This window comes from Nocardia sp. NPDC056952, assembly GCF_042674185.1.
Taxonomy (GTDB): domain Bacteria; phylum Actinomycetota; class Actinomycetes; order Mycobacteriales; family Mycobacteriaceae; genus Nocardia.
Genome location: NZ_JBHURA010000003.1, coordinates 93,787 through 117,458 on the forward strand (window position 1 = coordinate 93,787; position 23,672 = coordinate 117,458).

The 23,672-nt window shown below is 68.2% G+C and carries 15 protein-coding genes and 1 pseudogene; 6 read left to right on the forward strand and 10 right to left on the reverse strand.

The genetic code is table 11. From position 1 onward, the window contains the following. Positions 1-11 precede the first annotated feature (11 nt). Positions 12-908, reverse strand: a complete 897-nt coding sequence (locus ACFTS5_RS12135; RefSeq protein WP_378630215.1) for an oxidoreductase — start codon at positions 906-908, stop codon at positions 12-14. A gap of 236 nt (positions 909-1,144) precedes the next feature. On the opposite strand from ACFTS5_RS12135, the gene ACFTS5_RS12140 reads away from it, so the two are divergent. Genes ACFTS5_RS12140 through ACFTS5_RS12155 form a run of 4 tightly spaced genes read left to right on the forward strand, consistent with a single transcriptional unit; the run spans position 1,145 to position 13,124 of the window. Then, positions 1,145-7,621, forward strand: a complete 6,477-nt coding sequence (locus ACFTS5_RS12140) for a type I polyketide synthase (RefSeq protein ID WP_378630217.1) — start codon at positions 1,145-1,147, stop codon at positions 7,619-7,621. Between the two features lie 24 nt (positions 7,622-7,645). Beyond that, the gene (locus ACFTS5_RS12145) at positions 7,646-10,843 is read left to right on the forward strand and encodes a type I polyketide synthase (protein ID WP_378630220.1); all 3,198 of its coding nucleotides are present in this window, start codon (positions 7,646-7,648) and stop codon (positions 10,841-10,843) included. Next, on the forward strand, positions 10,840-11,829 hold the full coding sequence (locus ACFTS5_RS12150) for an AfsA-related hotdog domain-containing protein (RefSeq protein WP_378630222.1): 990 nt from the start codon (positions 10,840-10,842) through the stop codon (positions 11,827-11,829). The genes ACFTS5_RS12145 and ACFTS5_RS12150 overlap by 4 nt, the downstream gene beginning before the upstream one ends. Then, positions 11,826-13,124, forward strand: a complete 1,299-nt coding sequence (locus ACFTS5_RS12155; protein ID WP_378630225.1) for an FAD-dependent oxidoreductase — start codon at positions 11,826-11,828, stop codon at positions 13,122-13,124. The genes ACFTS5_RS12150 and ACFTS5_RS12155 overlap by 4 nt, the downstream gene beginning before the upstream one ends. Before the next feature lie 25 nt (positions 13,125-13,149). Here ACFTS5_RS12155 and ACFTS5_RS12160 read toward each other — a convergent pair whose 3' ends face one another. The 3 genes from ACFTS5_RS12160 to ACFTS5_RS12170 all read right to left on the reverse strand — a co-directional run bounded on the left by ACFTS5_RS12160 (position 13,150) and on the right by ACFTS5_RS12170 (position 16,187). Continuing rightward, on the reverse strand, positions 13,150-14,400 hold the full coding sequence (locus ACFTS5_RS12160; RefSeq protein WP_378630226.1) for a PucR family transcriptional regulator: 1,251 nt from the start codon (positions 14,398-14,400) through the stop codon (positions 13,150-13,152). A 165-nt stretch (positions 14,401-14,565) separates the two neighbouring features. Further along, positions 14,566-15,816, reverse strand: a complete 1,251-nt coding sequence (locus tag ACFTS5_RS12165) for a YhgE/Pip domain-containing protein (RefSeq protein ID WP_378630229.1) — start codon at positions 15,814-15,816, stop codon at positions 14,566-14,568. Positions 15,817-15,908: 92 nt separating this feature from the next. Continuing rightward, positions 15,909-16,187 carry a hypothetical protein gene (locus ACFTS5_RS12170; RefSeq protein ID WP_378630230.1) on the reverse strand — a complete coding sequence of 93 codons (279 nt, stop codon included), beginning with the start codon at positions 16,185-16,187 and terminating at the stop codon, positions 15,909-15,911. A gap of 154 nt (positions 16,188-16,341) precedes the next feature. Here ACFTS5_RS12170 and ACFTS5_RS12175 point away from each other — a divergent pair, with 154 nt between their 5' ends. Continuing rightward, positions 16,342-17,253 (forward strand): hypothetical protein, encoded by a 912-nt coding sequence (locus ACFTS5_RS12175; RefSeq protein WP_378630233.1) that lies wholly within the window; start codon positions 16,342-16,344, stop codon positions 17,251-17,253. Between the two features lie 7 nt (positions 17,254-17,260). Here ACFTS5_RS12175 and ACFTS5_RS12180 read toward each other — a convergent pair whose 3' ends face one another. From ACFTS5_RS12180 to ACFTS5_RS12205, 6 genes and pseudogenes are all read right to left on the reverse strand, one after another. After that, positions 17,261-18,931, reverse strand: a complete 1,671-nt coding sequence (locus ACFTS5_RS12180) for a DUF885 domain-containing protein (protein ID WP_378630236.1) — start codon at positions 18,929-18,931, stop codon at positions 17,261-17,263. 89 nt (positions 18,932-19,020) lie between these two features. Beyond that, entirely contained in the window at positions 19,021-19,689 is a 669-nt protein-coding gene (locus ACFTS5_RS12185; RefSeq protein WP_378630237.1) for a DNA alkylation repair protein, read from the reverse strand. Between the two features lie 34 nt (positions 19,690-19,723). Next, on the reverse strand, positions 19,724-20,365 hold the full coding sequence (locus ACFTS5_RS12190; protein ID WP_378630239.1) for a class I SAM-dependent methyltransferase: 642 nt from the start codon (positions 20,363-20,365) through the stop codon (positions 19,724-19,726). A 136-nt stretch (positions 20,366-20,501) separates the two neighbouring features. Further along, positions 20,502-21,143, reverse strand: coding sequence for a hypothetical protein (locus ACFTS5_RS12195; protein WP_378630242.1), 642 nt, complete (start codon positions 21,141-21,143; stop codon positions 20,502-20,504). 171 nt (positions 21,144-21,314) lie between these two features. Continuing rightward, positions 21,315-21,893, reverse strand: a complete 579-nt coding sequence (locus ACFTS5_RS12200; RefSeq protein WP_378630243.1) for a hypothetical protein — start codon at positions 21,891-21,893, stop codon at positions 21,315-21,317. A 253-nt stretch (positions 21,894-22,146) separates the two neighbouring features. Further along, positions 22,147-22,398, reverse strand: a pseudogene (locus ACFTS5_RS12205) (hypothetical protein); the annotation flags it as partial. A gap of 81 nt (positions 22,399-22,479) precedes the next feature. Between ACFTS5_RS12205 and ACFTS5_RS12210 the strand changes: the two are divergent. Then, on the forward strand, positions 22,480-23,295 hold the full coding sequence (locus tag ACFTS5_RS12210; RefSeq protein ID WP_378630245.1) for an NAD(P)H-binding protein: 816 nt from the start codon (positions 22,480-22,482) through the stop codon (positions 23,293-23,295). The last annotated feature ends 377 nt before the right edge of the window (positions 23,296-23,672 follow it).

The window sequence follows — 23,672 nt, forward strand, 5'->3', positions numbered from 1 at the left end:
GGGTGCGCAGGCTAATTCTCACGGATCACCGCCGACGCGGGGTAGCGAACACCGGTGGCGCGTTCGGATGCCGTCCACAACTGCTGCCAGAGGGCCCGATCCTGCGACAGCGCGCTCGACGGGCAGGCGCTGACCGGTCCCCGGGTGTTGAACAGCTTGGTCGGGCCCCAATAGATATCGGGATCCGCATCCGGGGCGGTGGCGGCGTAGAGCATCGATTGCGCTGCCGCGGTGCGTGATTGGCCTACCAGGCGGATGAACGGTTCGGCGACGTAGTCGAGTGGCGTCTGCGTCTTGGCGACGAGGCCGGTCGGTGCGACGCCGGGGTGCACAGCGTAGGAACGCAGCGTCGACCCGGATTCGCGGAGCCTGCGCTGTAGTTCGCGGCCGAATATCAGGGTGGCCAGCTTCGATTCCGGGTAGGCCGCGTGTCGACTGTATCGGCGGTGCTCGAAGCGCAGATCGTCGAGCGGTAGTGCTTTGGTCCACCCGTGGGAAATGCTCGACAAAGAGATGACCCGGTCCTGGATCCGATCCAGGAGCAGGCCCGTCAAAGCGAAGTGACCGAGATGGTTGACGCCGAATTGTGTTTCGAATCCTTCGGCGGTACGGGCGAACGGCACATTCATCAATCCGGCATTGTTGATCAGCACATCGAATTCGCCGCGCTCTTGCGCGAAGCGCCGTACGTCGGACAGATCGGCAAGATCCAGGGCCGCCACGGAGATATCGCCGACCAGCCGATCAGCGATGGCGCGACCCCGTTCGGTATCACGGCACGCCATGATCACCGTGGCGCCACGGGCTGCCAACGTGCGGGTTACCACCTCACCGAGGCCGCCGTTGGCTCCGGTGATCACGAATCGTCGGCCGTGCTGATCCGGTATCGGATCGGGAGTCCTTGCCATGGCGCATGACCTTACGAATCGCGGTCACCGGGTGGCAATGCGTTTGGAAAATGTCAGGGACGACGCGAGGACTGTTGGTCGTTTCCCAAAGAGGCCCGGCGCGCGGGGAATTCGGTTGCCCGCTGTCGTAGCGTGGCGCCGGTCAGTGTTGTCGAGTGGATTGCCGGGCGAATACCCGATCCCGCCGCACTGCTCGATTCCCTGTCGATACCTCTGATGCAGGAGATGTTTGCCCTATGGCTCGCGAAGACGAACTACGCACTTACATGAAGAAGGCGATCCGGGAACTGCAGACCACCCGCGCGCGCCTCGATGATGTGGAAGCGCGGGCGACCGAGCCGATCGCCATCGTCGGCATGGCGTGCCGTTATCCGGGTGGGGTCACCTCGCCGGAGGAGTTGTGGCAGGCGGCAGTCGAGGGGCGCAGTCTGGTGTCGCCGTGGCCGGCCGATCGCGGCTGGGATGTCGAGGGTCTGTTCGATCCCGAGCCGGGTGTGCCGGGCAAGTCGTATGTGCGCACGGGCGGATTCCTCGACGGCGCCACCGGATTCGACGCGAACTTCTTCGGGATCAGCCCGCGTGAGGCGCAGGCGATGGATTCGCAGCAGCGACTCGTGCTCGAGACGGCCTGGGAGGCCTTCGAGCGGGCGGGCATCGACCCGACGACTGTTCGCGGCAGTGCCACGGGCGTCTTCGTCGGCTTGATGCCCGACACCGAGGGCCCGTCGTCGCGCGATATCGACGAGCGGGTGCGCGCGACGATCGAACAGTTCCTGATGACCGGTCAGGCGTCGAGTATCGCCTCGGGCCGGGTGTCGTATGTGCTGGGACTGGAAGGTCCGTCGGTCACCGTGGACACGGCGTGCTCGTCCTCGCTGGTCGCGATTCATCAGGCGGTGCGATCGTTGCGCTCCGGTGAGTCGACGATGGCGCTGGCCGGCGGTGTCACCGTGATGGCGACGCCCGCCGCGTTCGTCGCGTTCTCCACCCAGCGTGCGCTGGCGGCCGACGGCCGATGCAAGTCGTTCGCCGCGGGCGCCGACGGCACCGCGTGGGGCGAAGGCGTCGGCATGCTGCTGCTCGAGCGCGTCTCCGAGGCCAGGCGCCTCGGGCACAAGATCCTGGGTCTGGTGCGTGGCACCGCGGTGAATTCCGACGGCGCGTCCAACGGTCTGACCGCCCCGAACGGGCGGTCCCAGCAGCGGGTGATCCGATCCGCGCTGGCCGATGCCGGGTTGAGCACGACCGAGGTGGACGTCGTCGAGGCGCACGGCACCGGCACCCGCCTGGGTGACCCCATCGAAGCGGAGGCCTTGCTCGCGACCTACGGCGCCGAGCGCGAGGGCGGCGAGGCGCTGCTGCTCGGGTCGCTCAAGTCGAATATGGGGCACACGCAAGCCGCCGCCGGGGTCGGTGGGCTGATCAAAATGGTGATGGCGATGCGGCACGGCGTGGTGCCGCCGACGCTGAACGTCGACGAGCCGACGCCGCACGTGGACTGGTCGTCCGGTTCGGTCCGGTTGGTCACCGAGGCGCGGGCATGGCCCGCGACCGGGCGGACGCCGCGCGCCGCGGTGTCGTCGTTCGGGATCAGCGGCACCAATGCGCACGTCGTCATCGAGCGGGGCGAATCCGCCCCGGCGATCGAGCGATCGCCCGCATCCGTCGCACCGCCGGTGATTCCGTGGGTCCTCACCGCGCGGTCCGCCGCGGCGGTGGCCGCGCAGGCAGGCGCGCTGCTCGGTCGGGTCGAGGCAGAACGTGGCGCCGACCCGGTCGATATCGGTGTCGCGCTGCTCGACACCCGCGCCCGGTTCGAGCATCGCGCCGTGATCGTCGGCTACGATGCCGAGGAGCTGACGGCCGGGCTGCGAGCGCTCGCGGATGGGCAGGGCGCACCGAATGTGGTGCGTGGCAGCGCGATCGCGGCCGTCACCGCGGTGATGTTCCCCGGTCAGGGTGCGCAACGTGCCGGGATGGGGCACGAGCTGTACCAGGGCTATCCGTTCTATCGCGCCGTCTTCGACGAGATCTGCGCGGAATTCGATCAGCATCGCGATACGCCGCTGCGCGAGATGATCTTCGACGATCGGGCAGACGCGACCTCGCTCGATCGAACCGAGGTCGCCCAGATCGCGCTGTTCGCTACCGAGGTGGCGATGTACCGTCTGGCCGAATCATGGGGATTGCGACCGGCTTTCGTGCTCGGTCACTCGATCGGCGAGATCGTGGCGGCCTATGTGGCCGGGGTCTGGTCGCTGCCGGATGCCTGCACCCTGGTCGCCGCGCGTGGTCGGCTCATGCAGTCCGTGCCGCAGGGTGGGGCGATGGTCGCGGTCGCCGCGGACGCGGAGACCGTCGCCGAACTCGTGCGTCGATACGGCGACGTGAGCATCGCCGCGGTGAACGGGCCCGCGTCCGTGGTTGTTTCGGGTGCGCACGCGTCCGTGGACGCCATCGCCGAGCAGTTGGCGGCCGACGGCGTGCGTACCCACCGATTGCGGGTGAGTCATGCGTTCCATTCGCCCCAGATGGATGCTGTGCTGGCCGAATTCGGCGAAATCTGCCGGGGCCTGACCTATCGCCCGCCGACCCTGCCGGTGATCTCGGCGCTCACCGGCAAGGTGGCCGAGGCCGCGCAGTTGTGCTCGCCGGAATACTGGGTGAGCCACCTGCGCGAGCCGGTTCGCTACCTGGACGCGGTGCGGTGGGCGCGTGAACAGGGCGGGGTCAACTGCTTCGCCGAGATGGGCCCCGGGTCCGCGCTGACGGCGATGGTGCACGAGATCGTCGACGACGGTGCGGCGATGGCCGCCGTCGCGTTGCAGCGGCCGGGCATCGCGGGCGACCTCGCGTTCGTCGCAGGACTGTCCGCGCTGTATTCCCACGGGGCAGCACTGGATCTGGGCCCGCTCTTCGAAGGGGCCGACGCCCGCCCGGTAGACCTGCCTACCTATGCCTTCCAGCGTGATCGGTACTGGCTCGAGGTGAGCGAGGGCAGCAATGTGCGTGGCGCCGGGCTGGACGCCGACGACCATCCGCTGCTCGGTGCGAAGATCGGCCTCGCCCAGGACGGAGGATTGCTGCTGACCGGGCGACTGTCGCTGCACTCGCACCCGTGGTTGGCCGGACACCGGATCGGTGGCGCGGTCCTGCTGCCCGGCACCGCGTTCATCGAACTCGCTTGGCATGCAGGCCAATTCGTGCAATGCCCAACCGTCGGCGAACTCGTGCTCGAAGCCCCGCTCGCGATCCCCGAGACCGGCGCGGTGGAACTACAGGTGCTGGTCGGACCGGCTGAGGAATCCGGGCATCGGACAGTCGGGGTGTACTCGCGTCTACAGACAGCTTCGGTGGAGGAGCTGGCGTGGACCGGACACGCCACCGGCACCTTGCAGCCGTCGGACGAGGTCGCGGCGTCCGCTGACGGTGCCTGGCCTCCTGCGGGTGCGGTGGCGGTGGCAGTCGGCGACCCGTACGAGGCGATGGCCGCGGTCGGCTACGACTACGGCTCCGCTTTTCGTGGCCTCGGCCAGATCTGGCGCCATGGCGACGAGATCCTCGCCGAGGTGGCATTGCCCGAATCAGCCGCCGGGGAGGCCGCCGAGTTCGGTCTGCACCCCGCGCTGCTCGACGCCGCACTGCACGCGATGATCGCGACCGGCACGGTCGGCCCGACCGAATCCGGCAAGATCCGGCTCCCGTTCGCCTGGGAAGGCGTCTCGCTGCACGCGGTCGGCGCGTCGTCGCTGCGGGTTCGCCTCACACCGGTCGGCCCCGACCGCATCGGTCTCGAACTCACCGATTCGGCAGGTAGGCCGGTGGCCGGTGCGCGATCACTGGCGCTGCGCGAGATCTCCCTCGAAGCGCTGGGTCAGCGCCCGGCGTCCTCGGACGGCGGACTGTACGAGATGAACTGGGTGACCGTACCCTCGCCCGAACCCATCGCGGAACAGGGCGAATGGTCCGAGCTGGACTTTGCCGACAGCAGAGTAGTTGTCGAGCGCTGCGCACGCGCTGATCGCGATCTCGTTGTCGTGCGCGTGCACAGCGATGCGACCGCGTCCGTTCCCGCCGCCGTGCGCGAGCAGGTGATCGCCGTGCAGACGGTGGTGCAGCGATTGCTCACCGACGACGAATTCGCCAAGGCCCTGGTGATTTTCGTGACCAGCGGCGCCGTGGCGATCCATGGCGCCGAGGATGTCGGTGACCTGGCCGGGGCGGCAGTGTGGGGTCTGCTGCGGTCCGCGCAGAACGAGAACCCCGGTCGCATCGCGCTGCTCGACCTCGATGATCGCGGCGACTACCGCGAGGCGGTGCGCAGCTGCGCCGCACTCACCACCGAGCCGCAACTGGCGATCCGGCACGGGGAGACGCACGCGCCGCGCCTGGTGCGCGCGGGTGCGGACACGGTCGGGTCGGCTGAGCTGCTCGGCGAGGACGAGTGGCGATTGGTCGACCACGGGCGCGGAACCCTCCACGGCGACAACATGCTCCTGGCGCCGGCCGAGATCGAGCCGCTCGGACCCGGGCAGGTGCGGATCGCGGTGCGGGCGGCGGGTGTGAACTTCCGCGATGTGCTGATCGTGCTCGGGATGTACCCGATCCCGAACACCGCCATCGGTGGCGAGGGTGCGGGGGTGATCATCGAGGTTGCTCCCGATGTGGTGGACTTCGCGGTGGGCGATCGGGTGATGGGCATCTTCACCGGCGTCAGCGCCACGGTGGTGGCCGACCGGCGCACGGTCGTCAAGATTCCGGAAGGCTGGTCGTTCGACGAGGCGGCGGCCGCGCCGATCGTGTTCGCCACGGCCTACTACTCGCTGGTCGACCTGGCGCGGGTGCGGTCGGGGGAGTCGCTGCTGATCCATGCCGCCACCGGCGGCGTCGGCATGGCCGCGGTCCAGCTGGCCCGCCATCTCGGGCTGGATCTCTACGTCACGGCCAGCCCCGGCAAGTGGGATGTACTGCGCGCGAACGGCTTCGACGACGAGCGGATCGGCAATACGCGAACCACCGAGTTCAAGGCGAAGTTCCTCGAAGCGACCGGCGGACGTGGTGTCGATGTCGTGCTCGACTCCCTCGCGGGCGACAAGGTCGACGCGTCGCTGGACCTGCTGCCGCGCGGCGGTCGGTTCATCGAGATGGGTCTGACCGATCTGCGTGACGCCGACGAGATCGCGGCAACCCACCCGGGCGTCCGATACCAGAACTTCATCCTGATGGAGGCGGGCCCGGACCGGCTGCACGAGATACTGACCGAACTGCGCAAGCTGTTCGAATTCGGTGACCTCCAACCACTTCCGGTGACCCGATGGGACGTGCGGCGTGCACCCGAGGCGTTCCGTCAGCTGAGCCAGGCACGCCACGTCGGCAAATACGTCCTGACCGTGCCGACCCCGCTCGACCGCGACGGCACCGTTCTGGTGACCGGCGGCACCGGTGGACTCGGCGCGCTGGCCACCCGGCACCTGGTGACCACCTATGGAGTTCGGCACCTGCTGTTGACCAGTCGTCGCGGATTCGACGCGGACGGCGCGAGCGAACTCGCCGCCGAACTGTCCGCGCTCGGCGCCCAGGTCGACATCGCCGCCTGCGATGTCGGCGACCGCGACGCTCTCGCCGCACTGGTGGCGGCGATCCCCGCCGCGCATCCGCTGACCGGCGTCGTCCACACCGCGGGCGTCGTCGAGGACGCGTTGTTCAGCGAGCACACTCCCGAACATATCGCCACAGTGCTGCGCCCCAAGGCCGATGCCGCCTGGCACCTGCACGAGGTGACCGACGGGCGCCCGCTGGCGATGTTCGTGATGTACTCCTCGATCGCGGGCCTGCTCGGCAACCCGGGCCAGGCCAACTACGCCGCGGCCAACGGGTTCCTCGACGCGCTGGCCCAGCACCGCAGACACCGTGGCCTGACCGCCACCGCGATGGCGTGGGGGCTGTGGGAGCGCGGGACCGGCATCACGGGGCACCTGACCGAGCGCGACCTGCGGCGAATGCGCCGTGAAGGGCTGATCCCGCTCACCGACGACGACGGCATGTCCCTGTTCGACAATGCCCTGTCGACCGGCAGAGCACTGGCCGTACCCGCCCGCCTTGACCTCACGGCGCTGGGCTCGCTCGGCGATGTCGACGAGATGCCCGCGATGCTGCGCTCGCTGCTGCGCGGCCCGCGCCGGGCGGCCGGCGGAGGCTCCGATGAGTCGGTGAAGCTGCTGTCGAGCCTCACCGGTCAGGAGCCCGCCGAACAGGAGCGGATCATCCTCGGCGTCATCCGGTCGCACGCGGCGGCCGTCCTCGGTCACGCGTCGGCGGAGGCGGTGCCCGCCGATACCGCGTTCACCGACCTGGGCTTCGACTCGTTGGGCGCCGTGGAATTCCGCAACCGGCTCGAGGCGGCCACCGGCGCGAAGCTGCGCACGACGATCGTCTTCGACTACCCCAATGCCGCCGCGCTGGCGAGTTACCTGCGCACCGAGATCGCGCCCGTGGACGACCCGGGCGCCCGCATCGCCGGACAGCTCGACGCAGTGGCGGCGGGATGCGCCGGTGTGGAGCTGCCGCCGGAGCGGGTCGAGGAGCTGCTGCTGCGGATCAACGACCTCGTGCGCACCCTGCGCGGCGACTCGGCGCGCGATCTGGTCGACAACATCGACGGTGCCGACGACGACGCCCTGTTCGATCTCATCGACCAGGTCCGTTCGGTCTGAGCCGAGACAGAAAGCGAGAGACCGATGGCCACCGAAGCGGAACTTCGCACGTATCTCAAACGCGCCACCCGGCAGTTACAGGAGACCAGACAGCAGCTCGAGGACGAGCAGGCACGCGCACGGGAACCGATCGCGATCGTGGGAATGTCGTGCCGATTCCCCGGTGGGATCGAATCGCCCGAGCACCTGTGGGAGGCGCTGATCGAGGGGCGCGACCTGATCTCGGAGTTCCCGGCCGATCGCGGCTGGGACGTGGACGGCTTCTACGATCCCGACCCGGACAAATTCGCCAAATCCTATGTGCGAGAAGGTGGTTTCCTCGGGGGAGCGGGCGAGTTCGACGCCGGATTCTTCGGGATCAGCCCGCGCGAGGCCGAGGCGATGGACCCGCAGCAGCGCCTGCTGCTCGAGCTCGCCTGGGAATCGGTCGAGCAGGCCCGCGTCGACCCGACGACGTTGCGCGGCACCGATACCGGTGTGTTCGTGGGATTCAGCGATCAAGGTTACGGATTCGGCGCCACGCAGGCCTGGGATGGCGCGGAGACCTACTACTTCACCGGCAACCATGCCTCGATGGCGGCGGGTCGGGTCGCGTACCTGCTGGGTCTGGAAGGACCGGCGGTCACCGTCGACACCGCCTGCTCTTCGTCACTGGTCGCGATTCATCAGGCGATGCAGTCGCTACGCCTGCGCGAATGCGGCCTGGCGCTCGCCGGCGGCGTGACGGTGATGTCCACCCCGATGCCGTTCGCGCTGTTCTCGCGTCAGCGCGCGCTGGCGCCCAACGGGCGATGCAAGTCCTACGCCGCGGGCGCGGACGGCACCGCCTGGGGTGAGGGAGTCGGTGTCGTTCTCCTGGAACGTCTTTCGGAGGCGCAGCGGCACGGACACCGAGTGCTCGCGGTGTTGCGCGGTTCGGCGGTGAACAGTGACGGCGCGTCCAACGGGCTCACCGCACCGCGCGGACCGGCGCAGCAGCGGGTGATCGGGTCCGCGCTGGCCAATGCCGGCCTGCGCGCGTCCGACATCGACATGGTGGAGGGCCACGGCACCGGCACCGTGCTCGGTGACCCGGTGGAGGCGCAGGCCCTGCTCGCCACCTACGGGCAGCGCGACGATGCGCCGCCACTGCTGCTGGGATCGGTGAAATCGAATATGGGACACACGCAGTCGGCCGCGGGCGTGGCCGGACTGATCAAGGCGGTGCAGGCCATTCGCCACGGGATGGTTCCGCCCACGCTCCACGTGGACGCGCCGACCTCGCACGCCGACTGGACCGGGGATCGAATCCGGCTGGTGCTGCGGCCACAGCCGTGGCCGACCACCGAACACCCACGCCGGGCCGCGGTGTCGTCCTTCGGGATCAGCGGCACCAACGCCCACTTGATCGTCGAGCAAGCACCGGAACCCGAAGGACCCGAGATGATCTCGGCCGATACCCGCCACGCAGTGGTGCCCGCGGCCGCCTCCACGCAGACCTTCGCCCCGGCGCATTCGAGGCCCACGCCCTCGCCGGCTCCATGGCTGCTCTCGGCACGCACCGCCGCCGCACTGTGTGACCAGGCGGCCCGCCTACGCGCGGCTGTCACGAATTCCCCGGACGATCTCGCCGACATCGCGCACTCCTTGGCAACCACGAGAACGAGATTCGACCATCGCGCCGTCGTCGTGGCGAACACCCGCGGTGAGTTCCTGGACGGACTCACGGCCATCGCCGAGGAACACACCGCCCCCTCGGCAGTCCTGTCACGCCGCGGCACCGGCGGCAAGCTGGCGATGATGTTCCCCGGCCAGGGCGGACAACTGGCGGGCATCGGACGCGGGCTCTCTGACACGTACCCGGTGTTCGCCGAGGCGCTCGACACGATCTGCGCGGGTTTCGACGCCCATCTCGAGCATCCGTTGCGGACCGAGATGTTCGGAACGGGTGAGTTGCTCGCGCGGACCGACTACACCCAGCCCGCCGTGTTCGCCGTGCAGGTGGCGCTGTTCCGGCTGCTCGAATCCTGGGGTGTAGTACCGGATTTCGTTGTCGGTCACTCGATCGGTGAACTCTCCGCCGCGCACGTCGCGGGTGTGCTGTCCCTGGACGACGCGGTGGCTGTGGTCGCCGCGCGCGGTCGGCTGATGCAGCGGATGGACCCGGGAGCGATGGTCTCCGTGCGGGCAACCATGGCCGAGGTCGCGGCCTCCATCGCCGGTCGCGAGACCGAGGTGTCGGTCGCCGCGGCCAACGGGCCGAACGCCACCGTGATCGCCGGCGATGTCGCCGCGGTGGGTGAGCTCGCCCGGCACTGGCGCGAACGCGGCCGACGAGTAGCCAGGCTCGGCGTAGACCGTGGCTTCCACTCGCCGCACGTGGACGCGATCGTCGACGAATTCCGCTCGGTCGTCGCGACCGTTCGACTCCAGGAACCGCGCATCCCTTTCCTCTCCACCGTGACCGGCACGGAATCGGCACCGGGACAGCTGACTTCGATCGACTACTGGGTACGTCAGGCCCGCGAGCCGGTGCGTTTCCACGAGAGTGTGCTGCGGCTGCACGAATCCGGCGTCGTCACCTATCTCGAACTCGGTGCGGGAGACACCCTGTCCGGCCTGGTCTACGAGACACTCGCCGATACCGGCAGCACGGCCATTCCGGTGCTGCGACCCGGGGCCGACGAAGCCGGTTCGGCGATCAAAGCCGTTGCGGGAGCCTGGGTGGCCGGTGCCGAAGTCGGTTGGTCGGCACTGTGTTCCGACGACACCACCGGGGTCGTCGATCTGCCGACCTATGCGTTCCAGCATCGGCGCTACTGGGTTCACACCGACAGTGCCGTCCTCGAAAGCATGATCGGGGTCGCCGGCGCCGAACTCGCCGGTGACCGGACTGCCGCCCGGCGTGACGCACCGGCAGGGGAGGCACCGTCCGCGCGTTCGGACCTGCTGACCGTTCCCGAGGACCGGCGCCGCGATGTCGCGGTCAACCTGGTGGTCGATCAGATCCGCGAGATCCTCATCGACCTCACCGAGGACGAGATCGACCTCGACGCCACGGTTCTCGCGATCGGGCTCACCTCGCTGTCCGCCCTCGAACTCCGCGGAAGGATCAATGCCGCCGCGGGCACCCAGCTCTCACTGGAGGATCTGTTCACCCACCCGACGCCACGGGCACTGGGCGCCGTACTCGCCACCAGGATCTGGACCGACGCGCCGACCCACGAGGCGGTGCTCGCGTGAACGGGGGACTGTCGCCGGTACGCGGCACCCTCGGATTCGAACAATTGGTGCCCGCCGCGCTGGCTCACCGGCGCGGACTCGCCGAGGTCTACGTCGCCGACACCGCCGTCGTCGGCAGCTCGGAATACCTTGCCGCCGTGCAGGTGCCACGGGCGCACTCGCTGTGGTTCGATCGGCTCGTCGCCTACCACGATCCGTTCTCCGCCGTCGAGGCCGTCCGCCAGGCACTGCTCGTCGTCGGTCAGCGACACCTGGGTGTGCCCGCCGACGCACCGGCCAGCCTGCAACGGATGGCGTTCGCGGTGGAAGACCTGAGCCTGTTCCGCGACAGTGAACGCGACCCGCTCGAGGGGGTGGTGCGCCTGCGACCCGGCGCGGCGGGCACCGGGCGCGGTTACTACCACGATGTATCCTTCGACGCCACGCTGTCCGTCCACGGGGCACTGGCCATGACGCTGCGCGGCAGTGGAATCACCTTTCCCCGTGACGCTTACGACGAGTTCCGCGAACTCCAGCAGGGCAAGCGCTCCACCCTCGCTGCGGTCGGTCCCGACTCGGTGCGGCGATTGCCACCCGAACTCGTCGGCAGGCGCGACCCACGCAATGTCGTGCTCGCCCGCACCACGGCCCAAGACCTCGTCGTGGTAGTGGACCGCGGCCATCCGAGCTTCTTCGACCACCAATACGACCATGTCCCCGGCCCGCTGTTGCTCGAGGCGTTCCGGCAGGCAGCGGTGCTGTCCGCGACCTCGGCGGGACTGCTCACCTCACCGGTCGCCGCGGTGATCGACCTCGAAGCCCAGTTCACCGACTTCGCCGAACTGGACGCCCCCATCACCTGCACCACCGCCGCCGTCGGCGATCTCGACCTGGACGAGATCACGGTCGAAGTGGCGCTGCACCAGTACGGCAACCGCATCGCCCTCGCTCACGTCGAGCTGGCGCACTATCCCGTGTCCACGCAACGACAGGAGCTCGGATCATGACCACAGCATCGGCGAAACGGTACGCGGTTGTCGGCGGCGGCTTGTCCGGCATCGGCGCCGCGTTCGCGCTGCACCGGGCAGGCCACACCGTCGAACTGCTCGAGCAGGACACGGTGCTCGGCGGCCGCTGCGGCTTCGACACCCTCGGCGGTCGGCCGATCATGATGGGCGGCAAGAACATCGGCCGCCATTACCACGAGCTGCGCGGGTTCGTCGCCGCGTCCGGGGAGCGGGCGTACGAGCCCTTCGGGATCAACAGCTCGCAGATCATCAACGGCGAACTGGTGACACTCGACAACCCCGGCATCGCCGGATTCCTTCGCCATCTGCTGCGCATGGGTTCGCCGATCGACGCGGCGCGCATGCTCTACTACGGTGCGCGCGTTCGATTCGACGAACGCAATCGCTACCTGGGGTCGGACTGGTTCGGGAAAGCGGGCACCGCCAACGACAACGTCGCGCTCGGCGCGCATTTCGGCACCGAGTTCGGACGTACTGTGCTGCGACCGTTGACAGTCCGGCTCAACGCCGCCGAACCGGATGAGGTATACCTCGGCGCGTTCGGGGTGAGCCTCGGCATGGTGCAGGACCGCTACGACCAGCTCGTCGACGGCATGCAGCCGGTGCTGGACTGGTTCGCCGGACAGGTGCCGGTCCGGCTCGGCACCCGTGTGGATCGCCTCGTGGTGCGGGACGGCCGGGTGATCGGACTCGATACGGCGGAAAACGGCGGTGCCACTACCTTTTCCGCCTACGACGGTGTCGTCCTGGCGACCCCGGCGCACGCCGCCGCCGGACTGCTGGAACCCGTGGTTCCCGCGCTGAGCAAGGCATTGAGCGAGGTGGCCTACTACCCGTCCACGGTCGCGGTGGTGCAGTACGAGCAGCCCTTCTTCGGCAGCACCGTTCGCTCGATCGCGTTCGACTCGGGGCCGTGCAGTGCGGCGGGGGTCTACGGCGTGAACGATCTCGACATCGTCCGCTACACCTTCAGCGGGCGCGATGCCCGGCCGAGCCCGGATGCGCAGCTCTTGGCGACGTGGATCGACGACGCCGAGGCGAAGGTACGCGGTCATCTCGGCGGCCCGGCGATCGAGCGGGTGCGTACCGAAACACGCAGCTGGGCCGCGGCGCATTGCGCCTACCTGCCCGATCACGCCGGCTTCCGCACGGTGGTGCGCGAACAGACCGAATCCGTTGCGGGACTCCAGCTTGCGGGTGACTATCTGCTGGGCGCCCAGCTGGAGGCCTGCTACCGATCCGGCATCGCCGCGGCCCTGGCATTGATCGCGTGAGCCCGGCCAGGGGCGCCACGTGAGATCACGCGGCGCCCCTGGTGTGCACCATATCGTCGGCGAGCAGTGCGATACGGGCCCGCAGAATGCCCTCCGCGGTCGTCAGATCGAGGTCGGTCAGCCCGCTCACTCGACGCAGCCGGTAGTCGATGGTGTTGGGGTGCACATGCAGTCGCCGGCCGGTGGCTTTCCGATTGAGGCCCGTGGCCATATAGGTCCGCAGCGTTTCCAGCAGCTCGGGATGGGTGGCGAGTGGGGCGATGACACCGGCCAGATGCTCGCGCGCCGGACCGGGGCGGGTGAGCTGATATTCGATCGCGACATCCGAGAGCTCGTACAGCCCAGCGGGTTTGGCGATGCCGCGCACCAGCTCGAGCAGCTCGTGTGCCTCCTCGGTGGCCTGCGGGATCTGCTCGGTCGGGGCGGGCACCAGGGTCGCGGTGAGCTCGACTCCCGAGGTCGCGCCGATCGTGGCGAGGACATCGCCGGTCATGCGCGGCAGCTCGGGTTCATCGCTCGGGATCAGCAGGGTGCCACCGTTGGTACTCAGCAGGGCGAGTGACCGTGAGGCGAAAGCATCGGCCAGTGCGGCCTGCACGCGCCGCAGTTTGCGGCGCGCCACCACCTGCGCGTCCACGCGCGGGTCGTGCTCCTCGGCCAGCTCCGGAATCATCAGCGCCACCACCTGATAGGAATCGGCGACTCTGATTCCGGTCTGCCGGGTGAGCGCGCCGACACCGTGGCCGCTCAGCAGCGCCGACACCATCGTCTGCGCGCCGGTCTGGTGTTCCTTGGCGACCTGGCGTTGCTCGTCGAGATAGGCGCTCGTCACGGTCGCGTTGATGACCTCGAGCGTGCGCAGCAGCAGACGGGTACCCGCGACGACCTCGGCGAGGTCGGCTGCGGTCACCTGCCCGACGACGAGCTCGAAGCCGATCCGGAACCCCTCGGCGTAGGCGCGCAACAGGGTGCCGACGGGCACGCCCTCCCGCGCGTGCTGGGCGGATGCCGCGCGCAGCGCCACCAGTTGCTGCTCGGACGGCGTGGTGCGCTTGTCCAGCATCTCCATCGCCAGCGCCAGGCAGCGGCGGGTGAACTCGGTGACGTCACCCCGCATCGCCTCGCTCGGCAGTGACTGGCAGGGCATCACGTTCTCGGCGAAATAGGAGACCAGCTGCGAAACCAGCTCGTCGGCGTTTCCCAGAAAACTCGACGCGGCCCGGCCGCCCGCGATGGTGAGCGGATTGGGTATCCGGTCCATGGCTTGAGAATTCATCGAGTGCACTCCGGTGTGGCAGACAGCGAATGGGGCTGGTCGTGGGACTTGTGTGAATCGCAACATAGCCACATCGGAGGTCGTAGTCGCCGGTCCCATGGAATGGCCTGGTGGGATCACGACGACCTCACAGCCGGGGTTGTGCGGACTCACAAGCCCGTGGGGTCACCTGTTCGCTGCACGGTTGCGGTGCAGTCCGACGCGGTCATAGACCGACGTGCTCACCGCACCGAGGACCAGCCCGACCGCCAGGCCCAGCGCGGTCATCCAGAAGCCCCTCGCGAGCCCGGATCCCAGATCGGCGTCGAAGTACAGGATCGCGCGGACCGCCGTGTACACCTGATGCAGCGGTTCGAACGAGGCCAGCACGCCGAAGTAACGTGGTGTGGCCTCGATCGGCACCGAACCGGCCGAGGACGGCAGCCCGAGAATGACGAACACGATCAGGTTCACCAGCAGCCCCGCCGAGCCGAGCGCGGCGAGCACCGACAGGCCGGTGACACCGACGGCGATCATCGCGAACGTGCTGTAGAGGAACAGCGGAAGGGGCTGTGCGACAGGCATCTCCAGCATGCGCGCGACGACGAGCAGTACCGCCGCCACAAGATGTGCCGCGACGATGAGCACGCCCCATTTGAGCAGCAGTGTGCGCCATCGGGAGATCCGCGCGGGCCGCACGTCCGGTGACCACGGCCCGTACTCGGTCGGCACGAATCCCAGTGCGCCGTCGACCATCGTGTGCACGATCATCGCGCCGAGCGTGCCAGCGAGCAGCAGGACGAGCGCGTAGAAGAACGCGCCGAGCCCGGCGCCGCTGCCGTCGGGCAGCGGATGGAACTCGGTGTGGATCACCTGGACCGGGTTGCGCAGCGTCACCGCGGTCGCACCCGGCAGTGCGTAGTCAGGACCGAGTGTCCCGGTCACGGTATCGAGTAGCTGCTCACCGATCCGTGTGTTCACCTCGGTCAATGCCCGGTCGCTGAATCGCTGCACGATCGCCGAGGCGAACGCGCCGGTGCGTGGATTGGTCCGCACGGTGATCGTGGGACGTTCGATCTCGCCGGGAATCACGCTCCCTGTGCCGAGATTGCCGAGTCGTTTGGTGAAGTCGCCCGCGATGATGATCGCGCCGTAGAGTTCGCCGCTGCGTAGCTGTCTTTCGGCCTGGGCAATTCCCAGTACGCGCAGGTCGATCTTGTCCGCGGGTACAGCGTCGCGCAATGCGGTGGTGATCTCGTTGCCGATATCGCGCCATTGCGGTGGCGAACCCAGCGTATCGCCCACATCCTGGTCGACCAGCGCGATCGGGAAGTCGTGCAGATTCTTCTCGGGGTCGACGATGTAGCCGAGATACATCGTGGCCATCAGCGCACTGAGCAAGGTCAGGACGATCGTCGGGAACAGCCAGATACGCACTGCCGCACGCTAACAGCGGCCGAGGCCGCGCGGCGGTGCGTTGGAATCTGTCCAATGCCGGTGATCGAGCGTTGGCGCCGGTCCGAAAAAGCTCACACGCCGGGTAGCGGTTTCGCGTCGGCCGGCACATTCATGAATGCCGAAATCACGTGATCGCTGAGGTAGAGCCTTAATCCTGAACGCCACTCCGCGGGGATACCCGCCGGGACCATGTCGAGTGCGTCTTCGACCTCTTCCCATATTCGGGGAAAGGGGATTCCGTTGCGCGAGCAGGATTCGACGGCGAACATCAGCTGTTGCGTCAGGCAATCCATGTGAACGGTCGGTGTCACAGTGAATGCCGTGTCGAGTAGCAGCTCGAGATCGTCCATTGTTTGCCCCTTACCGGTTTCGCACCCCTGCTGTGCGCTCAACGTAGGGGACCGATTCACGGTGTGGGAAATCGTGCGGGGGTTACTGGTGGTTCAGATATCTTTCGGCTGCCGACTTGTGATCCGCACCGACCGGCCGGTGTAGGTTCGACCGATGACCTCCACGGCCCTGTACTACGGCACTCGCTGGGACGAGCAGGGTCGATGGTTCTACGAGCTGCTCGGCGACGACGGGACCACCGAGCTGCTGCCCGGAGTCGGCACGCGGCTGGCGTTCCGGATCACCGATTCGGCACGATTCTGCTTGGGCTACAACGGGTTCGGGGCAGGACGTCGCGGGCGAGTCGCCTGTCCTCGTCGCGCACGGGTCGACACCGGGCGCCAGTGCGAGCAGTGCCGGATCACCGAGGGGTGGTCGGTGGTGCACAGCCACCGGGGTCCGCTCGCGGCATTGCCCGAACAGGTCCGCGACTACATGTCGCAGCCACACCACCTCTACATCGCGTATTTCGGGGACGGGATGACCAAGGTCGGTACGGCCTCGGCGTCGCGGCGCAATCGCCGTCTCTTCGAACAGGGTGCGCTGGTCGCCCGGTTCATCACCGATTCCCCGGATGGACTGCACGTTCGGGATCTGGAGCGGACGGTGACCGAGCGAGCCGGGATCGGGCAGGCGGTCGCCGGGGTCACGAAGACCCGCATCCTCACGAAACCGCTGCGCCCCTGGGCGGTGCTGGAATCCGCGGTCGCCGAAGCGGCCGAGCACGCCGCGGGCACGCTGCCCGCCGACATCACGCGCACCGATATCGCCTGGTCGGGCGGGCGGGACTTCTACGCAACGATCCAGGCCAACGGCCGATTCCCGGTCGCCACCGAAATCGCCGGTGAGCCGGGCGAATACGTCCTCGACGCGGTGACCGCGCACGGCCACACCATCGCCTGCCGGGACCCCGCGGGCGCGAGCGAACTCGTGTTGGTCAACGACACGCGCCTCGTCGGTCGCCGCATCGAACTCGACTCCACGATCACGGCGACGCCGGAACCAGCGCAGACCAGCCTGTTCTGAAGTCCGCTCACTCCATGGCGGCGAGTTGTGCCCGCATCGTGTCCAGTCCCATGCCGCCCAATCGCAAAGCGCGGGTGTGGAATCGCCGCATGTCGAACGACGCTCCAGCGCGCGCCCGGGCTTCTTCGCGGGCCGCCAGCCAGAGGCGTTCACCGATCTTGTAGGCGGGTGCCTGTCCGGGCCAGCCCAGGTAGCGGTCGATCTCGTCGCGAGCGGTGGCCTCGTCCTCGAGGGTCCGCGTCAGCAGGAACTCCAGGCCGAGATCGGGAGTCCACCGCTCGCCCTCGTGGAAGTCGGCGCCGGCCGGAATCTCCCATTCGAGGTGCATCCCGATGTCCACGACCACGCGGGCGGCGCGGAACAGCTGCTGGGAGAGCATGCCGAACAGGTGGCCGTCGTCGTCGAGGTAGCCGAGTTCCTGCATGAGGCGTTCGGCATAGAGCGCCCACCCCTCGCCGTGCCCGGAGGTGAACGACATCAACCGCTGGTATGTGTTCAGCGAATCCGCCTCGTACACCGCGGTCGCGATCTGGAGGTGATGGCCGGGCACACCCTCGTGATAGACCGTGCTGACCTCGCGCCAGGTCGTGAAATCCTCTTTGTCCGGCTCCACCGACCAGGTCATGCGTCCGGGTCGGCTGAAATCGGCGGTCGGGCCGATGTAATACGCACCGACGACTCCGCCCGGCGGCGCGATGGTGCATTCCAATCGCATGAGCTCGTCGGGGATCTCGAAGTGCTCCTCGCGCAACGATGCCAGGGCTTCGTCGGACATCTGCTGTAGCCACGCCCGGAGTCCGGCCCGCCCGCGCACCCGGTATTTCGGGTCTGCGTCGAGCACTGCCGCGGTCTCGGTGAGGGAGGCACCCGGTGCGATCCGGGCGGCAACGGCGATCATCTCGGCCTCGAGCCGGGCGAACTCCGCCCAGCCCCAGTCGTAGGCTTCCCGCAGGTCGAGGTTCGCGCCGGTGAAATAGCGTGACCAGAGGCGGTAGGTCTGCTCGCCGACGGCATCCTTGGCGGGCGCGCTCGCCATGAGGTCGGCGCGCAGGAACTCGGCGAGAGTGGCGTAGGCCTGCTCGGCAGCCTGCGCGCCCTGCCGCAGCCGCGCCAGCGGCGCACCCTCGATAGCTTCCGCGGCGGCGACAAAAGTGGTGAAGAACCCGGTGTTCGCGCCGGAACCCGCCCAGGTGTCCGCCTGCTCGGCGACCTTGATGATCTGGCGCAGCGCACTGACCTGCCCGCGCTCCGCCGCGACCAGCAGCGAGGCCCGCAGGCCTGCCAGCGCCTCGGGCACCCCCGCGAGACGCTCGGCGATCACCGCCCAGTCCTCGGCAGTCTCGGCGGCCATCACGTCGAACACCATCCGAATGTTCTGGACCGGACTCTCGATCACATTGAGCGCGGCGAGAGGGAGCCCGGCGTCATGGATCTCCACGTCGAGCCCGACCCGTTCGGTGAACACAGCTTTCGCCACCCGTTCGCCGTCATCGGCCGGTTGTGCGTCGAGCATGGCGTGCAACGCGTTTCGCGCTATCCGCGCCCGAATTTCGTGCCCGGCGGGCGAATAGTCGGTCAGGCGATCGTCGTGTCCCGCGATGCCGAACATGGTCGCCGTGACCGGATCAGCGGCCGCGTAGTCCTCGACGAATCGATCACAGATCTCATCCACACCCATGCGGACACGCTAACGGCCATCGGCCGCCCGCGGGCGACCTACGATCGCGAGCACGGCCACCGCAGTGTGAGCACGCCGCACAGGAACCGCTAGGCGCTCTGCCGACGCACGATCTCGGCGATCCAGGTGGGCGCGAACGGGGAGGTGCAGCCAGGGGGAGTGGGGTAGTCCTTCAAGACCTCGAGGCGTTCGCCGATGTCGAGGGCGCGGGCGCGGTGTTCGGGGTGGTCGATACCGATCTGGGCGAGGCAGTGGTTCATCGCCCACTGCAGGCGATCGGGTGCGGTTTTCATCTGCGCTTCGATGAGGTCGAGCAGACCGGTGAGGTCGAGGCCCTCGGGCTTCTTCTCGACTCGTTCGGTGGTCAGTGCCCAGCCCGCGCTCGCGACCACCGGGTCCGGGTCGTCGAACCAGCCGACACGCAGTTCCTCGGCGTGCGGGTTCTTCTTCACGACATAGTTGACCAGCCAGTCGTGGACCTTGGGTGTGCGCGCCTGGCGGATCATCGCGTCCAGTTCGTCACGCTCGAACATCTTCGGGCGGCAGATCAGCAGGGCGAGGAGTTTCGCCGCGGTGTCGTCGGTGTCCCAGAGCTGCCGGGCAAGCACCGGTTGTGTCTTCAGGCGTTTGGCGAGCGCGCGCAGCTTGGTGAGGTTGACGCCGTGATCGTCGCCGTGCTTCTCGTTCACCGCGCGCATCTTCGGGTCGTCGAGGGCGGTCAGTTCGGCCAGCACCTCGTCCACCGTCGTTTCGGACACCTGCGCCTCCTGGTCTAGTGCTCCTCGGAGACCATCATGCGTCGGGCCGTGTCGAGGTGCCAGGACCGGGGGTTCGGGAGAACACCGCGACCAGGAAGTCGGAGTCGTCGGTGAAGGGCCGAAGATCCCAGGTCGACAGCAGCAGGTCGACGGTGAGCCCGGCGTTTCCGGCGTCGGTCAGGAACTCGGCGAACTCGTAGCCGCGGTCCGCACCGAACCCGATGATCGCCCGCCCGCCCGGCGCGAGATGCCCGGCGAAACCCGCCAGCACCGCCGACCGGGTGGACGGGGCCAGGAACGTCATCACATTGCCCGCGCACACGATGGCGTTGAAGTCGGCGACGGGCAGGTCCAGCTCGGCGAGGTCGCCGACCAGCCAGGTCGGACCGGGATGGTCCGCGCGTGCCGCGTCGATCAGTACCGGGTCGACGTCGACGCCCACCACCGTGTGCCCCACATCGTGCAGGTATCCACCGGTCCGCCCCGGCCCGCACCCCGCGTCGAGCACCCGGCTGCCACGTCCGAGCATCGCGTCGACCAACCGCGCCTCACCCACGATGTCGGTCCCCTGCGTGGCGAGCGCCCGGAACCGCTCCACATACCGGCTCGAATGCGCCGGATCCGCGGCGACGATGTCTTCCCAGCCACTGCGTGTGCGCTCGTTCGACGCGTTCATGATCGCTCCCTCGATTCGGCCGCTATACCAACCTTGCCGACCTTAGCCGCGCTGGTGAGAAGTCCGAGCCAGCTGATCGGACGAGCGTCCGGCTGCGAACTGCCGCGAAGGTATCTGCCCTGCGCCGGAGCGTTGTCTAGATCGAGGGAGGCATCGCGGGCCTGAATCCGCTTGCCGGTGGTCGCTGGGAGCGGCTGCGGCGGATGAGGGTGACGATCAGAATGGCGATGCCGAGCACAATGGCGGTGACCGCGATCGCCACCGCGAGCAGGATCGGGCCTGCGAGGGCGGAGCCGAGGTCTTGGCCGATGGCCAGGGTGATGCCGGGGCCGCCGTCGGTTTCGAGGGTGTAGACGCCGTCTCGGTCCGCGTGGAAGGTGAACTCGGCGGTTCCCTCGTGGCCACTCAGCTGATACGACTGCTCACCACTGAGGGCCTCGGTCGGCACGACTTGCCCCGTGGGGTCGGTCAATCGGGCTCGCACTGCTTCCGGCGGCTCGATCGTGGCCGCACCCGGATACTCGAAGTAGACGATGTAATCGCCTGTCGCGAGGTTCAGATCGCCGGAACCAGGGACCGTGACGCGCTGGTATCGGTCGACGCTGTCCGACATGCGGAAGAATCCGATGGCGCCGACACCGATGGCGCCGAGAATTCCGCCCACGATCACCAGTACCGCCGCCACGATCCACCCACCCGACGACTGCCGCGGCCGCGGGGGGAGTTGTTGAAATGTCCGGCCCTGATGAGCGATCGGATAGCGTGCGGGGTCGGACACAGCGGAGCCTCCTGAGCGCCGCGCGGTCTCACGGCTTCGCTGCTCAACTTATCTTGTCCCACAGACAGTTTCGTAAAACACTCGTGTGTCCTCCGGGCGCCACCCTATGGTGGCGACCCGGGCGACGATCCGAGTGGTGGCCGCGCGAGGCCGGCCACCACTCGGGACCCGTTACGGCGTCGAGTAGCCGATGAGGGCGCCGATGCCCGCACCGATCGGGATGGTGACCAGCGCGCCTACTCCGCCGAGGAAGAAGCCGAGCACAGCGCCGATGCCGGCGCCGATGAGCGCGCCGATGCCCGCGTTGTGCTGCTTGCGGGCCTCGGTGTCGGCGGCCGCGTCGACGAACTCGGCCATGTTGGCGGTGACGACGGCCGGTGCGGCGGTGGGGGTCAGCGTCGCTGACCTGCCGTCGGCGGAGATGCCCGCGACCAGGTCGAAGTCGCCTGCTCCGGTGATGATGCGGGTCGGCACGGCCGCGACCACGTTGCCCTCCCTGTTCGTGAGCGTGACCGCACCGCCGACGACCCGGAACGTGCCGTCCGGGGCGGACACCGTGAGCCCGGAGCCATCGGCCAGCGGACTCGCGGTGAACGCCACGCCGCTGTCGACGCCCTGCACGATCGGAGCCGCGGCTGATGGTGCGGCCTGCGCGGTGGTGGTCGCCGCGAGGCCGACAGCACCTGCCGCGAGAACGGCGATCACGCCGAGTCGTTGTGCGCCCGAAGTTGTTCGAGACGAGAAATGCATCCTGCCCCTCCAGTCTGCCCGCCAGATCCGGCGGAACATCCTCTGCCGGACCGGATCTCGGTCCGAGGACATTTTCGCATCGACGGCGATTCCGTGGAACCCACCAGCGGTGATACCGGAAAAACATCATCACTTCGACATAAATGGTGAATTACATTGCCACACCATAGATATCGGTACGGTTACCGGAAATATTCCGGTACTACGGGACGTCAGACGGTTCCGAACAGGCACCACAGGTCGTGCACGACCACAACACCTCGGGATCGATGGCGTACACGGCAACGAGATTCGACCCGCTGAACAGGGAGAGGCGCTCGGGTCGGCGGGGGTGGTTGCGCTGTCGGATGGTGATCAGCACCAGGATTCCGATCACTGTGGCGAGACCGAGTATTTCCTCCAGCAGGTGGTAGCCGATGATCGGCCAGCCGAACTTCGGGTCGAAGGTCTGTCCGCAGGACTCGAAGTAGAACACCATGCCGAGCAGGAACCCGACCATCACGAGCCGCCCGAAATTGCCATGTGCGCCGCTCGGATTTCGTTGGCAGGATCGTGTGGTCCAACGAACCGAGACGGAGGGAAACCGATGACAATCCTGGTTACCGGGGCGACGGCCAATATCGGGCGCATGGTCGTGGACCAGCTGATCGCGCGCGGTGCGACCGACATTCGCGCGCTGACCATCAACCCCACCAAGGCGGCGCTGCCCGCAGGCGTTCAGGTGGCGCGGGGGCATCTGGGACGACCGGCGGGGTTGTCCGCGGCATTCGAGGGCGTCGACCGGATGTATCTCGCGCCTTCGCCGGACAATGTCACCGAGGTCCTCGAGCTGGCGCGGGCAGCCGGGGTGCGGCATGTCGTTGACCTGTCGGGTGAGCCCGAAAGCTGGTGGGGCAGTGTGTGTAACGCCGTCGAGGGCAGCGGCTTGGACTGGACTCATCTGTGGCCCGCCGACTTCATGGAGAACACCCTGACGTGGTCTCAGCAGATCCGTGACACCGGTGCTGTTCATGAGCCGCACCCCGGCACCGCCAGTGCGCCCATCGCCATGAACGACATCGCCGCCGTAGCCGCGACCGCTCTGCTGGAGGACGGTCACCTCGGCCGCGCGCACTCCCTCGCGGGCCCGCAGATCCTCACTCGCGCGGACCTGGTCGCGCACCTCGCCGATGCCCTCGACCGCGAGATCACCTTTCGCACCTCCACCCGCGAGGAGACCATCACCGCGCTGCGACCCACCATGGGCGACAACACCGCCTGGTACGTCGACAACGTCCTGCTGGACTTCGCCCCGCCGCCGGAATCCCTGCCCACCACCAGTGTCGAGGACATCACCGGCCACCCCGCCACCACGTTCGATCGCTGGGCGCACGCGAACGCTGCCCGGTTTCTCGCCGACTGACACACGCACGCGGCCGCGGCCATCGTGGAAACCGGACACGGAAACGATGCGGAGGCGGCGGACGGGGTGCACACTGGTCGGGTATCCGATTGCGGCGCTTGGTTTTCCGGGAGGGGGTCCGGTGAGCACTGTCCTTCTCGCCGTACACGACGCTGTGGGTCCCGTGCTCGCACAGGCTCCGACGCCCGAGCCGCCGCCAGGATCCGCGAAGTATGTGCAACTCGTGCGCTACTTGTCGTGGCTCGCGCTCCTGCTGGTCCCGGTGCTCGTGATCATCGTTGTCATCGTGATCGTGCGGGTGACGCGGTCGCGCCGCACCGAGCCGAGCCAGCACCCGCGCCCGACACCGCCACCGGTCGTGGCCCCGCCTGTCGTGG

Excerpts from the sequence above, each read along its gene's own strand:
- ACFTS5_RS12135 (WP_378630215.1), bottom strand. The coding sequence starts at position 908 with ATGGCAAGGACTCCCGATCCGATACCGGATCAGCACGGCCGACGATTC.
- ACFTS5_RS12140 (WP_378630217.1), top strand. The coding sequence starts at position 1,145 with ATGGCTCGCGAAGACGAACTACGCACTTACATGAAGAAGGCGATCCGG.
- ACFTS5_RS12145 (WP_378630220.1), top strand. The coding sequence starts at position 7,646 with ATGGCCACCGAAGCGGAACTTCGCACGTATCTCAAACGCGCCACCCGG.
- ACFTS5_RS12155 (WP_378630225.1), top strand. The coding sequence starts at position 11,826 with ATGACCACAGCATCGGCGAAACGGTACGCGGTTGTCGGCGGCGGCTTG.
- ACFTS5_RS12160 (WP_378630226.1), bottom strand. The coding sequence starts at position 14,400 with ATGAATTCTCAAGCCATGGACCGGATACCCAATCCGCTCACCATCGCG.
- ACFTS5_RS12170 (WP_378630230.1), bottom strand. The coding sequence starts at position 16,187 with ATGGACGATCTCGAGCTGCTACTCGACACGGCATTCACTGTGACACCG.
- ACFTS5_RS12175 (WP_378630233.1), top strand. The coding sequence starts at position 16,342 with ATGACCTCCACGGCCCTGTACTACGGCACTCGCTGGGACGAGCAGGGT.
- ACFTS5_RS12180 (WP_378630236.1), bottom strand. The coding sequence starts at position 18,931 with ATGGGTGTGGATGAGATCTGTGATCGATTCGTCGAGGACTACGCGGCC.
- ACFTS5_RS12190 (WP_378630239.1), bottom strand. The coding sequence starts at position 20,365 with ATGAACGCGTCGAACGAGCGCACACGCAGTGGCTGGGAAGACATCGTC.
- ACFTS5_RS12200 (WP_378630243.1), bottom strand. The coding sequence starts at position 21,893 with ATGCATTTCTCGTCTCGAACAACTTCGGGCGCACAACGACTCGGCGTG.
- ACFTS5_RS12210 (WP_378630245.1), top strand. The coding sequence starts at position 22,480 with ATGACAATCCTGGTTACCGGGGCGACGGCCAATATCGGGCGCATGGTC.